Source organism: Pseudactinotalea terrae, from assembly GCF_009733845.1.
Taxonomy (GTDB): domain Bacteria; phylum Actinomycetota; class Actinomycetes; order Actinomycetales; family Beutenbergiaceae; genus Pseudactinotalea; species Pseudactinotalea terrae.
The window spans coordinates 382,458-395,000 of the sequence record NZ_WNXZ01000003.1 but is presented as its reverse complement, the minus strand read 5'-3'; the positions used below and the strand labels follow the sequence as shown (position 1 = coordinate 395,000).

11 protein-coding genes are annotated in these 12,543 nt (G+C 71.3%); 8 read left to right on the top strand and 3 right to left on the bottom strand.

All coding sequences use genetic code 11. The features are described from left to right. Positions 1 to 2: 2 nt before the first annotated feature. From GPA03_RS12635 to GPA03_RS12625, 3 genes are all read right to left on the bottom strand, one after another. The gene (locus GPA03_RS12635; RefSeq protein WP_156252356.1) at positions 3 to 794 is read right to left on the bottom strand and encodes an LOG family protein; all 792 of its coding nucleotides are present in this window, start codon (positions 792 to 794) and stop codon (positions 3 to 5) included. Then, positions 791 to 1,909: a succinyl-diaminopimelate desuccinylase gene (dapE, locus tag GPA03_RS12630; RefSeq protein ID WP_156252355.1), complete on the bottom strand. Its 1,119-nt coding sequence runs from the start codon at positions 1,907 to 1,909 to the stop codon at positions 791 to 793. Before dapE ends, GPA03_RS12635 begins: the two co-directional genes overlap by 4 nt. A 187-nt stretch (positions 1,910 to 2,096) precedes the next feature. Continuing rightward, positions 2,097 to 3,509 (bottom strand): NAD(P)H-quinone dehydrogenase, encoded by a 1,413-nt coding sequence (locus GPA03_RS12625; RefSeq protein WP_156252621.1) that lies wholly within the window; start codon positions 3,507 to 3,509, stop codon positions 2,097 to 2,099. An 84-nt stretch (positions 3,510 to 3,593) separates the two neighbouring features. On the opposite strand from GPA03_RS12625, the gene GPA03_RS12620 reads away from it, so the two are divergent. The 8 genes from GPA03_RS12620 (at position 3,594) to GPA03_RS12585 (ending at position 12,528) form a co-directional block, all read left to right on the top strand. Next, positions 3,594 to 4,442 carry a purine-nucleoside phosphorylase gene (locus tag GPA03_RS12620; protein WP_156252354.1) on the top strand — a complete coding sequence of 283 codons (849 nt, stop codon included), beginning with the start codon at positions 3,594 to 3,596 and terminating at the stop codon, positions 4,440 to 4,442. Further along, positions 4,442 to 6,151, top strand: a complete 1,710-nt coding sequence (locus GPA03_RS12615; RefSeq protein WP_156252353.1) for a phospho-sugar mutase — start codon at positions 4,442 to 4,444, stop codon at positions 6,149 to 6,151. Before GPA03_RS12620 ends, GPA03_RS12615 begins: the two co-directional genes overlap by 1 nt. Positions 6,152 to 6,298: 147 nt before the next feature. Continuing rightward, a complete protein-coding gene (locus GPA03_RS12610; RefSeq protein WP_156252352.1) occupies positions 6,299 to 7,276 on the top strand; it encodes a DUF6177 family protein in 978 nt (325 codons plus the stop codon). A gap of 31 nt (positions 7,277 to 7,307) precedes the next feature. Continuing rightward, positions 7,308 to 7,703, top strand: coding sequence for a DUF6507 family protein (locus tag GPA03_RS12605; RefSeq protein ID WP_156252351.1), 396 nt, complete (start codon positions 7,308 to 7,310; stop codon positions 7,701 to 7,703). A gap of 40 nt (positions 7,704 to 7,743) precedes the next feature. Beyond that, entirely contained in the window at positions 7,744 to 9,120 is a 1,377-nt protein-coding gene (locus GPA03_RS12600) for a hypothetical protein (protein WP_156252350.1), read from the top strand. A 50-nt stretch (positions 9,121 to 9,170) separates the two neighbouring features. Next, positions 9,171 to 10,190, top strand: a complete 1,020-nt coding sequence (gene deoC, locus GPA03_RS12595; RefSeq protein WP_156252349.1) for a deoxyribose-phosphate aldolase — start codon at positions 9,171 to 9,173, stop codon at positions 10,188 to 10,190. Between the two features lie 17 nt (positions 10,191 to 10,207). Continuing rightward, the gene (locus tag GPA03_RS12590) at positions 10,208 to 11,653 is read left to right on the top strand and encodes an aldehyde dehydrogenase family protein (protein ID WP_156252348.1); all 1,446 of its coding nucleotides are present in this window, start codon (positions 10,208 to 10,210) and stop codon (positions 11,651 to 11,653) included. Next, positions 11,650 to 12,528 carry an aldehyde dehydrogenase family protein gene (locus tag GPA03_RS12585; protein ID WP_156252347.1) on the top strand — a complete coding sequence of 293 codons (879 nt, stop codon included), beginning with the start codon at positions 11,650 to 11,652 and terminating at the stop codon, positions 12,526 to 12,528. Before GPA03_RS12590 ends, GPA03_RS12585 begins: the two co-directional genes overlap by 4 nt. Positions 12,529 to 12,543: the final 15 nt, after the last annotated feature.

Sequence of the window (12,543 nt, the reverse complement as noted above, 5' to 3'; positions counted from 1 at the left end):
GCTCAGGAGCCGTTGGTGCCGGCGCTCTCGGCCGCGGCCGCGGCCTCGACCTCGTCGCTGAGGTCGCGCAGGCCCTCGATCACCATCCGCACCGCCTCGTCGGCGTCATCGGTCAGCTTGATCAGGTCGAGATCTTCCCGCGAGATCGATCCACGAGCCAGCACCGAGTCCCGCAGCCAGTCGAGCAAGCCGCTCCAGTAGTCCACCCCGACGAGCACGAGCGGGAAGCGTTGCACCTTCCGCGTCTGCACGAGGGTCAGCGCCTCGAAGAGCTCGTCGAAGGTGCCGAAGCCGCCCGGGAGCACCACGAAGCCTCGGGAGTACTTGAGGAACATCGTCTTGCGGGCGAAGAAGTAGCGGAAGTTGATGCCGAGGTCGACGTAGGCGTTCATCCCCTGCTCGAACGGCAGCTCGATGCCGAGCCCGACCGAGGTGCCGCCGGCCTCCCGCGCGCCCTTGTTCGCACCCTCCATGACACCGGGCCCGCCCCCGGTGATGACCGCGAAGCCGGCCTCGACCAGCCCCTGCGCCACCTGCCCGGCGAGCTCGTACTCCGGCGCCCCCGGCTTGAACCGCGCAGAGCCGAACACGCTGATCGCCGGCCCGAGCTCGGCGAGCGCGCCGAAGCCTTCCACGAACTCCGACTGGATCCGCAGCACCCGCCAGGGGTCGCTGTGGACCCACTCGGCGTCGCCGGACTCCCGGAGCAGGCGCTCGTCGGTGGTCGACTGGGGGATCTGCTTGCCGCGCAGCTGCACGGGACCCTGTCGGTGCTCGCGGAGACTCTCGGTCATCGCGTTCTCTCCTCCGTGGTGGTGTGCCCGCTCAACCAGGCCTCGAGAGCCGCGGCAGCGGACTCGATCTGGGCGACGGGCACGCGTTCGTCATCGGCGTGGGCGAGGTTGGGATCGCCGGGACCGAAGTTGACAGCCGGGATGCCGAGCGCGCTGAACCGCGCGACGTCGGTCCATCCGTACTTGGGGCTCGGGGCCCCGCCGGTCACGGCGCCGACCGCGGCGACGAAGTCCTGCGCCACCGGGTGGTCGAGCCCGGGGCGCGCTCCCGGCGCGGCGTCGGTGAGCACGAGGTCGTAGCCGGGCAGCACCTCGCGCACGTGCTCGAAGGCCTGCTCCGGGGTCTTGTCCGGCGCGAACCGGTAGTTCACGGTGATCGTGGCCTCGGGCGGGATCATGTTGCCCGCGACACCGCCGGTGATCCCGACGGCGTTGAGCCCTTCGCGGTAGCGCAGCCCCTCGACGTCGATCTCGGCCGGCCGGTACGCCACCAGCCGCGCCAGCACGTCTGCGGCGTCGTGGATCGCATTCCTGCCCATCCACGCCCGCGCCGAGTGCGCGGCCTTGCCCACGAGCCGCACCTCGGCGCGCAGCGTGCCGTTGCAGCCGCCCTCGATGTTGCCGTTGCTCGGCTCGCCCAGCACGGCGAAGTCCGCCTCGAGCCAGTCCGGGTGCGTGCGCGCCACCCGTCCGAGTCCGTTGAGATCGCCGTCGACCTCTTCGTTGTCGTAGAAGATCCACGTGATGTCCTTGGCCGGCTCGGCGAGCCGCGCCGCGAGGTGAAGGGCGACGGCGACGCCACCCTTCATGTCGACCGTGCCCCTCCCCCACAGCTCCTCGCCTTCCGCGCCGGCCTGCCGGCGGACCGGCAGGTTGTCGCGGATCGGCACCGTGTCGAGGTGGCCGGCGACGACCACCCGGTGGGCGCGACCGGCGTGGGTGCGGGCGATCACGGCGTCGCCGTCGCGCAGCACCTCGAGGTGGGGGCACGCACCGAGCGCGGCCTGGACCGCATCGGCGAGCGCAGCCTCGGTGCCGCTGACGCTCTCGATGTCGCAGACGGCCTGGGTCAGGCTGACCACATCGGTCGTCGCGAGGTCGGGGAGCCGGTTCACACGTCGACACTACCGACCCCGCCGGGCACCGACCGCCTCACGTGCCTCGCCGAACAGGTGGTTCTGCCCGCCCCTGCGGATGACCAGGGGTTTCTGCCCGGTATCGGCGCCGTTACCGGGCAGGACCACCTGTTCGACTGGCATGGGCGTGCGTCGCGGGACCGGCAGGCGATCCCGCGCGTGCTGGTCAGCCGCGCTTGTCGTGCAGCACCCGGGCGGCCTCGGCGATCGACCCGGACAGCGAGGGATAGACGGTGAAGGCGTTGGCGACCTGGTCGACGGTGAGCCGGTTCGCGATCGCGAGCGTGATCGGGTGGATGAGCTCGCCCGCTCGCGGCGCGACCACCACACCGCCCATCACCAGACCGCTCGCGCGGTGGCTGAAGAGCTTCACGAAGCCTTCGGTGATGCCCAGCATCTTCGCGCGCGGGTTGCGGGCCAGTGGCAGCATCGTGACGGCGCCGCGCACCTTGCCCGAGGTGATGTCGCTCTCGGGGATGCCGACCGTGGCGATCTCCGGCGCCGTGAAGATGTTCGCCGAGACCTGCCCGAGGTCGAGCGGCGAGACCGCGTCGCCCAGCGCGTGCCACATCGCGATCCGCCCCTGCATCGCCGCCACCGACGCCAGCGCGAGCACACCCGTGCAGTCGCCTGCGGCGTAGACGCCGCGCGCCGTGGTCCGGGAGACCCGGTCGACGGCGATGTGGCCGGAGTCCGTGAGCCGCACCCCCGCGGTCTCGAGCCCGAGATCATCGGTGTTGGGAACACCGCCGACCGCGATGAGGCAGTGGGACCCCTCGACGACCCGACCATCGACGAGGTCGACGGCGACGCCGTCGTCGGTGCGTCGCACCCCGGCTGCGCGGGATCGCGAGAGAACCTCCATGCCCCGACGCTTGAATACGCCCTCGATGAGCTCGGCGGCATCGGCGTCCTCGTTCGGCAGCACGCGGTCTCGCGAGGAGACGAGCGTGACCTTGGCACCGAGCGCACGGTAGGCACCGGCGAACTCGGCGCCCGTGACGCCCGAGCCGACCACGATCAGGTGCTCGGGGACCTCGACCAGGTGGTAGAGCTGGGTCCAGGTCAGGATGCGCTCGCCGTCGGGCTGGGCGCTGCCGAGGACGCGAGGGCGGGCGCCGGTGGCGATGAGGATGACGTCGGCGGGCAGGCGCTGGTCGCCGTGCTTGGTGGAGGCCACGACGCACCCGGGACCGTCGAGCCGCCCGGTGCCCTCGACGATCGCGACCCCCTCCCGCTCGAGGCGGGTGTGGATGTCCCGGGACTGCGCGGCCGCGAGCTCGAGCACTCGCTCGTCCACGACCTTGAAGTCCACCTCGACGCCAGCGCCGTCGCCACCAGCGAGGATGCCGAGGCTCGGCGCGTACTCGGTCGTGGTCATGAACTCGGCGGTGGCGATCAGTGTCTTGGAGGGGACGACGTCGGTGAGCACGGCGGCGCCTCCGAGACCGGTGCGCTCGACGATCGTGACCTCTGCACCGAGCTGGCGCGCGACCAGGGCGGCCTCGTAGCCGCCGGGCCCACCGCCCACGATCACGACGTGCGATCCCTCGCGCGTGCTCGACGGGCCGGCCGTCATGGGTCCGGAGCTGTCCGGATCGGGCTGAGAAGGTGCTGCGGCAGTCGTCACGCTCACCCATTGTGCCGGTAGTAGGTTCCGTGCATGGCCGAGACCGTGACCACCGACATCGACGACCCCACGAGCGACCCCCTCGAGGTCGCCCGACTCGCCGCCGAGCGCGTGCGTGAGCTGACCGGCGTGGCGCGGTTCGACATCGCTCTCGTGCTCGGCTCGGGCTGGGGCGGTGCCGCCGCTCACCTGGGTGAGCAGGTGGGCGAGGTGAGTGCCGACGACGTCCCGGGCTTCTCGAGGTCAGGGGTGCCCGGGCACTCGGGAACCTTGAGCGCGATCCGCTACACGGATGCCGCCGGTGCGAGCAAGCACGCCCTGGTGCTCGGCGCCCGCACCCACTACTACGAGGGCAAGGGCGTGCGGAGGGTGGCGCACGGCGTACGGGTGGCCGCAGCCGCGGGGGCCTCCGTGATCGTGCTGACCAACGGCTGCGGCGGGTTGCGACCCGAGTGGCTGCCGGGCACCGCGGTGCTGATCAAGGACCACATCAACCTCACCGCGGACTCCCCGATCGAGGGCGCCACCTTCGTGGACCTGACCGATCTGTACTCGGCACGGCTGCGCGGCGTGGCCCGCACGGTGGACGCGAGCCTCGACGAGGGCGTCTACGTGCAGTTCCGCGGACCCCACTACGAGACGCCGGCCGAGGTGCAGATGGCGCACCGGATCGGCGGCGACCTGGTGGGGATGTCGACCGCGCTCGAGGCGATCGCCGCACGCCAGGCCGGGCTGGAGGTGCTCGGCATCTCGTTGGTCACGAACGCGGCCGCGGGGATCTCCGCGACGCCGCTCTCGCACACCGAGGTCATCGAGGCCGGGCGGGAGGCGGGGCCGCGGATCGGGGCGCTGCTCGCCGAGATCGTGAGGCGGATCGGCTGATGGACACGCTGCTGGCGCAGGCCCGCGCATGGGCAGGTGACGACCCGGACCCAGCCACCAAGGTGGAGCTGCTGGAGCTGATCGCCGCCGCTGAGGGAGGCGACCAGGCGGTCCTCGACGACCTGGCCGACCGGTTCTCCGGCACGCTGCAGTTCGGCACGGCCGGGCTGCGCGGCGCGATCGGCGCCGGCCCCATGCGGATGAACCGCGCCGTGGTGATCCGCGCGGCAGCAGGGCTCTCACGGTTCCTGCGCGAGCGCCTCGACTCGGCACCGCTGGTGGTGATCGGTTACGACGCCCGCCACGGCAGCGCCCAGTTCGCGCAGGACACTGCCGACGTGGTGGCGGCCGCCGGTGGTCGTGCGCTGCTGATGCCCCAGGCGTGGCCGACGCCCGTGCTCGCGTTCGCGGTGCGGCACCTGGACGCCGACGCCGGCGTGATGGTGACCGCCTCGCACAACCCCCCGCAGGACAACGGCTACAAGGTCTACCTCGGCGGCCGCGTGGTCACCGACGCGGGGCGCGGCGCGCAGATCGTCCCGCCCTTCGACGTCGAGATCGCCGAGGCGATCGAGGCCGTGGGCGCGGTGGCCGGCGTGCCGCGGGACCCGGAGGTCGCCGCAGCGAGCGGCGGCAGCCAGGAACGCCTGGGCCAGCAGATCCTCGACGACTACATCACCCGCGCGCTGCGGGTCGCACCCGACGGCAGCGCCACCGATCTGACGATCGTGCTGACGCCGCTGCACGGCGTGGGTGGCGCGCTGGCGGCACGGGTGCTGCGCGAGGCGGGCTTCGCCGACGTCACCCTCGTGGCGGAGCAGGCGGAGCCCGACCCGGAGTTTCCCACCGTGGCGTTCCCGAACCCGGAGGAGCCCGGCGCGCTCGATCTCGCGTACGCGACGGCGGAGCGCGTGGGCGCGGACCTCATCATCGCCAACGACCCGGACGCCGACCGCTGCTCGATCGCGATACCGGAGGCCGGCGGGTGGCGCCAGCTGAGCGGTGACGAGGTGGGTGCGCTGCTGGGTGAGCGGATCGCGTCGGCGTCCGCGGGCACCGGCGCCACACTGGCGTGCTCGATCGTGTCCTCCCGCTTGCTCTCGGCGATCGCCGCCGCGCACGGGCTGGAGTTCTCGGCCACGCTGACGGGGTTCAAGTGGATCGCCCGCGTGCCCGGGCTCGACTTCGGCTACGAGGAGGCGCTCGGATACTGCGTCGACCCGGGCGGCGTGCGCGACAAGGACGGCATCACGACCGCGCTGCTGCTCGCGGTGCACGCGGCGCAGCTGAGGTCGATCGGGCGCAGTCTGGCCGACGCCCTCGACGACATCGCGCGCGCCTACGGGGTCCACGTCACCGGGCAGCTCTCGGTCAGGGTCGAGGACCTGTCGGTGATCTCCGACGCCATGGCTCGCCTCCGGGAGGTGCCTCCGACGACGTTGGCGGGCTCCGCCGTCGTGCGCGCGGTCGATCTGTCGGCCGGCAGCGAGGAGCTGCCGGCCACCGACGGGCTGCTCTACGAGACCGAGGACCGCAGCCGAGCGATCGTGCGACCCTCGGGGACCGAGCCGAAGCTGAAGTGCTATCTCGAGGTGATCGAGCCGATCGACCCACGAGCCGATGCCACCGAGCTCGCCGAGGTCCGCGCCGAGGCGGCCGAACGCCTCGCCCGGCTCCGCTCCGACATCGCGGCGGCTGCGGGGGTCTGAGCCTGCGATCAGGCGATCACTGGACTCACGGGTGACGCTGCGTGGAGCAGCTGCCGGGAAGTCCTGCCCATGGCCGCCCCTCGTGAAGGGCCACGGACCTTGTCTACCCTGCAGGGCACACCGCCCCGCACCAGGACAAGGAGACCGATGGTCAGCACCGGCGAGACCCCACGGCAACGCACCCAGGTGACCGCCGTCAACCCGGTCTACGCGTTGCTGACCACCGACGGCCCGCAGCTCGATCTCGACAGCGGCGTGCGCCGCTTCTTCGAGGACTGCGCCGCGCACGAACGTCGCCCGATCGTGAGCACGGCGCCCGAGGCGACGATGAGCCCGTTCGTGATCTCCTGGTTGCGTGACCTCTCGGGGTTCTGGGTGATCGCCGAGGGCACCGCGCTCCGCGAGGTGCAGACCGGTGCGGTGGTCACGGACCCGATCGAGCTGTTCGAGAACGAGCGCAGCTGCGCGACGGCGCCCGAGGAGTCGTTCAGCCATGCGCTGGTCTCCTTCGAGGTGCTCCTCGAGCACCGGGCGGCCCCGGGGACCACTCTCGGTGAGGTCGTCCCGTCGCTGCTCGCTGCGCTCGATGCGCCGGGACCCACGCACTGGGACGTCGAGGAGCCGCTGCACCGGTCCTGGGACCCCCAGACGCTGACCGCGCACGCGCGCACCCAGATGCCGCTGACCCCGCCGATGTACTGGCGCGGCCCCGACTCCTGGGGCGAGATCGTCGCAGCTCGGACCGAGGGCGGTGTGCTCGAGCGGGTTCGCGGCGGTGTGCTCCATGCCGGCACCGCACGATCCGCGCTCCCGCGTGCCCGCAGCGCCGCGCGGGCGCTCGCCGCCGCCCCGTACCGGGTGCTCAGCTGCGTCGTCTCCGGCTCCGGCGCCGCGCCGGACCTGCGCTGGCGGCCCGCCGCGGATCCGCCGGAACGGCCACTCGTCGCCCTGCTCGGCCCGACGGCGCTGGGTCGGCTGGGGACCTCGGCTGTCGAGATCGTCGCGGACCACGGCGGCGAGGCGGTCGGGCGTGCGCGCATCCCCGGCGCGCTCGTCGCCTTCGACGCCGATGATCTCGACGCCGCGCGCCAGCAGTACCTGGAGCTGGTGACTCCAAGACCATGACGTCCTCCTCACGAGCACGACAGGAGCAGCGATGACAGGGTGGAAGATCGACCCCGAGCGGGTGGTCGGGCTGCTCACCCGAGCGGGCGAGAAGCGGCTCAAGCTCGACGACGCGATCCGCCAGCGGGACGTCGACGACATCACCGACGGCGTGTTCTGGCAGGGTCAGGCCGGCGCCGTGGTGGCGCCGCTCGTCGACGCCCTCGTCGATCTCAGCGCCCTGCAGGGGCGGCAGCTCGCCGGTGTGGCCCTGCTCGCCGACACGTGCCTGTCCGGGCTGACCAGCACCACGCTCGCCTACCAGTCGGGCATGCAGGACATGGCCGCCGAGCAGCAGCGACAGCTGCTCAAGCACGCTGACGTCCTCGACGACCCGGCAGGGCCGCCGCCCGTGCGGCCGCCGCACCGGATCCCGCAGGGCCCGTGACGATGACCGCGATGGACAGCAGGCAGCAAGGAGAAGAGTCATGAGGGACGCCGAGGGTGGCGGCGGGATGCCCAACGGTGCCGACGGCGAGGGTCTCATCGACCCCGATCTGTTCGTCATCAGCTCGACCAACCCGGACCATCAGGCCGTCTACGACGCCGCGTTCGCGCTGCGTCGCATGGGCACCCGCGTGCAGAACCGCACCGAGGCGATGCAGACGGTCTGGTCGGGGTTGTCCTCGCCCGGGGTGTACGAGACCCCGCAGAGCGCCCAGGTGTATGCGCTCATGGACCCGACCGTGGCGGCCGCCGACGACTTCGCCTCGGGGGCCGACAAGGCATACGCCGCCGTCATGATCTTCGGGGGCGCGCTGCACCAGTGTCAGCAGGAGATCAAGGATCTCGAGTCCCGGGCACGCGAGTTCCGTGACGACGTGATCGACGGCACCCCGAACGACAGCGTGATCCCGGTGATCACCAAGGGCCTGCTCGGCGACGACACGGTGCCGTGGACCGAGAACCGGGAGGCCGTCGAGAAGAACAAGGAGCTGCTGGAGGAGTACGCCGGCATCCTCGTCAAGATCAACGAGGCCGCCATCGAGGCCGCCACCAGCATCCGCGAGATCGACGACATGCCGCAGGTCCCCGAGCCGGAGCCGTGGGACGTCGACGCCATCCTGTCGAGCCAGGTGCCGTGGGGAAACCCCCGCGACCTCGATCTCGACCCGCTGGAGCAGGTGGGAGTGGGTGCATGGGGCGTCATCAAGACGACGGCGCAAGGGCTGTGGAACCTGAGCCCGCTGGCCGGCGGCTTCGAGAGCCCGTGGGAGAAGATCAAGCGGATGGGCGGCGCCTGGGGCAACGTGGGCAACGGGTTGCTGGGCGCGTTGATCTTCCTCGGGACGACCAAGTACAAGAACGGTGGGATCCGGGGCGCCGAGGACATCATCGAGCAGCTCGAGAGCAGCGACGACCCGCTGGGGCAGTGGCTCGCGGACCGGATGAAGCAGGGTGAGCAGTTCGTGCTCCCGTTCGCGGGCGGCGGCAACTCCAAGAACCTCGACGAGGCGATCGACCGCTGGCACGAGAGGCCGTGGCAGGTCGGGACCGAGTCCGCCCTCGCCTGGCTGCTGCTGCTGGTCCCCGGGCCGAAGGGCGTGACCAAGGGATTCCCCATGTCGGCGGAGAAGGCCGCGATGGTGCAGGCGATGGCCGATGCTGCCGGTCTGTACCAGACAGGCTCGGGCTGGTTCGTCAGGGGCGGCGTGAAGGTCGCCGACGCGAGCGGCAACTGGCTGAGCCACACCTTCAACCCCGGCAAGGGCGACGGCCCCGGCGGCGCGCACCGCGGCGACGAGGGTGGGGCGTGGGAGTCAGGAGACGGCGGTAAGCACAAGCCTGGCAAGCACAAGCCCTGACCCGAGGCCTCGACGCCCGAACCCGGGGTGGGCAGCCTAGACTCGCGAGCATGACTGCACAGACGACGTCGACCGTGCGTCCCTGGGTACGCGACGCTGCCCAGGTGGCCACCGACGCTGCCGGTCTGGTCGGGTCGGCGCAGATCAGCAACACCACCCTGCGGCGGTACCTGTTCGGGCTGCCGGGCGTCGACGAGGTCGGCGCGAAGGGACGCGCCGCCCAGCTCGGCACGAGGTCGATCAAGACGACGTCCAAGGCCTGGGCGTTGGACACGATCATCTCGATGATCGACCTGACCACCCTCGAGGGTGCCGACACGGCCGGCAAGGTGCGCTCGCTCGTCGCGAAGGCGCGTACCCCGGAGCCGGGTGACGCGACCTGCCCCAGGCCGGCCGCCGTCTGCGTCTACAACGACATGGTGGCCACCGCCGTCGAGGCGGCCAAGGGATCGGGCATCCACGTGGCCGCGGTGAGCACGGCGTTCCCCTCGGGGCGGGCCTCGCTCGCGGTGCGGCTGGCCGACACGACCGACGCGGTGGCTGCCGGTGCCGACGAGATCGACATGGTGATCGACCGGGGCGCGTTCCTGCAGGGTGACTACCTCAAGGTGTACGAGGACATCGTGGCGGTGCGGGAGGTCTGTCAGAGCCGGTCCGCACGGCCCGCGCACCTCAAGGTGATCCTCGAGACCGGCGAGCTGGTCACGTTCGACAACGTGCGGCGCGCCTCGTGGCTGTCCATGCTCGCGGGGGCGGACTTCATCAAGACCTCCACGGGCAAGGTGCAGCCTGCTGCGACGCTGCCGGTGACGGTCGTGATGCTCGAGGCGGTGCGAGACTTCCTGGCTGCGACCGGCGTGCAGGTCGGCGTGAAGCCGGCGGGCGGGATCCGCACCAGCAAGGACGCCATCAAGTTCCTGGTCGCGGTCAACGAGGTCGCAGGGGTTCGGTGGCTCGACCCCGACTTCTTCCGGTTCGGTGCCTCCACGCTGCTCAACGACGTGCTGCTGCAGCGGCAGAAGCTCGCCAGCGGCGTGTACTCCGGCCCCGACTACGTGACGATCGACTGAGAGCTGAGGGCACGATCATGAGTGCATTCGAGTACGCACCGGCGCCGGAGTCGAGGGCGGTCGTCGACATCGCCTCCTCCTACGGACTCTTCATCAACGGCGAGTTCACGGAGGGCTCCGCCGGCTCGCTCAAGACGATCAACCCGGCTACCGAGGAGGCCCTGGCCGAGGTGGCCGTGGCCGACGAGAGCGACGTCGACCGGGCCGTGGCCGCCGCACGCCGGGCGCAGGAGAAGGTCTGGGGCCCGATGCCCGGGTCGGAGCGCGCCAAGTACCTGTACCGGATCGCGCGCCTGCTCGCGGAGCGGTCGCGTGAGTTCGCGGTGCTGGAGACGCTGGACAACGGCAAGCCGATCCGTGAGTCCCGCGACGTCGACGTGCCGCTGGCCTCCGCGTACTTCTTCTACTACGCGGGCTGGGCCGACAAGCTCGACCACGCCGGCTTCGGGGCGAACCCGCAGCCGCACGGTGTGGTGGGTCAGGTGATCCCGTGGAACTTCCCGCTGCTGATGCTCTCGTGGAAGATCGCACCGGCACTGGCGACCGGCAACACCGTGGTGCTCAAGCCGGCCGAGACCACGCCGCTGACCGCGCTGCTGTTCGCCGAGCTGGTGCAGCAGGCCGGTCTGCCTGCCGGCGTGGTGAACATCGTGACGGGCGCTGGCGCCACCGGCGCAGCCGTCGTGGGGCACAGGGATGTCGACAAGGTCGCCTTCACCGGATCGACAGCGGTGGGCAAGGGGATCGCGAAGCAGATCGCCGGCACCCGCAAGCACGCGACGCTCGAGCTCGGCGGCAAGGCGGCGAACATCGTGTTCGCCGACGCCCCGATCGACCAGGCGGTCGAAGGCATCGTCAACGGCATCTTCTTCAACCAGGGTCAGGTGTGCTGCGCCGGATCCCGGGTGCTGGTGGAGGAGTCGATGCACGACGAGCTGATCGACCGGTTGAAGGCTCGGCTCGGCACCCTCCGGCTCGGTGACCCGATGGACAAGAACACCGATATCGGGGCCATCAACTCCGCTCGGCAGCTGCAGCGCATCAGCGACCTGAGCGACGCCGGTGAAGCTGAAGGAGCGGTGCGCTGGAGCGCCGACTGCGCGATCCCCGAGAACGGCTTCTGGTTTCCGCCGACCGTGTTCACGCAGGTCAGCGCCGCGCACCGGATCGCGCGTGAAGAGATCTTCGGGCCGGTGCTCAGCGTGCTCACGTTCCGCACGCCTGCCGAGGCGATCGCGAAGGCCAACAACACCCCGTACGGGCTGTCGGCGGGGGTCTGGACCGAGAAGGGGTCGCGGATCCTGTGGATGGCCGACCGGCTCCGCGCCGGCGTGGTCTGGGCCAACACCTTCAACAAGTTCGACCCGACCAGCCCGTTCGGAGGCTACAAGGAGTCCGGGTACGGCCGCGAGGGCGGTCGCCAGGGCCTCGGTCCGTACCTCGTGGAGGGGAGCACGCGATGAGCGAGCGCGTCGATGTCCGCAAGACCTACAAGCTCTACGTCGGCGGTGCGTTCCCCCGTTCCGAGTCGGGGCGCACCTATGAGGTCACGAGCTCGCGGGGTGCCTTCCTGGCGAATGCGGCACTGGCCTCACGCAAGGACGCGCGCGACGCCGTCCGTGCCGCCCGGTCCGCGCAGCCCGGGTGGGCGAGCGCGACGGCGTACAACCGTGGCCAGGTGCTGTACCGGGTGGCCGAGCTGCTCGAGGGTCGGCGGGCCCAGTTCGTCGCTGACGTCACGGCTGGTGAAGGCCTGAGCGCGGCCCGTGCCGAGGCTGCTGTCAGCGCAGCGATCGACCGGTGGGTCTGGTACGCCGGCTGGGCGGACAAGGTGGCGCAGGTCGCGGGCAACGCGAACCCCGTCGCGGGACCGTACTTCAACCTCTCCTCCCCCGAGCCGACCGGTGTGGTGGGCATCGTGGCTCCGCAGCGGTCCTCGCTGCTCGGGCTGGTGAGCGTGCTGGCACCGGTGATCGTCACGGGCAACACCGCCGTGGTGATCTCCTCGCAGCAGCGTCCGCTGCCTGCCATCACTCTCGGCGAGGTGCTCGCGACGTCCGACGTTCCCGGCGGCGTGGTGAACGTGCTGACCGGCAAGACCGCCGAGGTGGCACCGATACTTGCCTCCCACATGGACGTCAACGCGCTCGACCTGGCCGGCGCGGCCGAGTCCGACGGCGTCACGTGGGGTGAGCTCGAGGCGCTCGCCGCAGACACGGTCAAGCGGGTCCGGCGCCCCGAGGCCGACACCGAGCCGACGTGGCGCACCGACCAGTCGATCGGCCAGATCCTTGCGTTCACCGAGACCAAGACCGTCTGGCACCCGAAGGGGATGTGAGACCTCCAGCCCCGG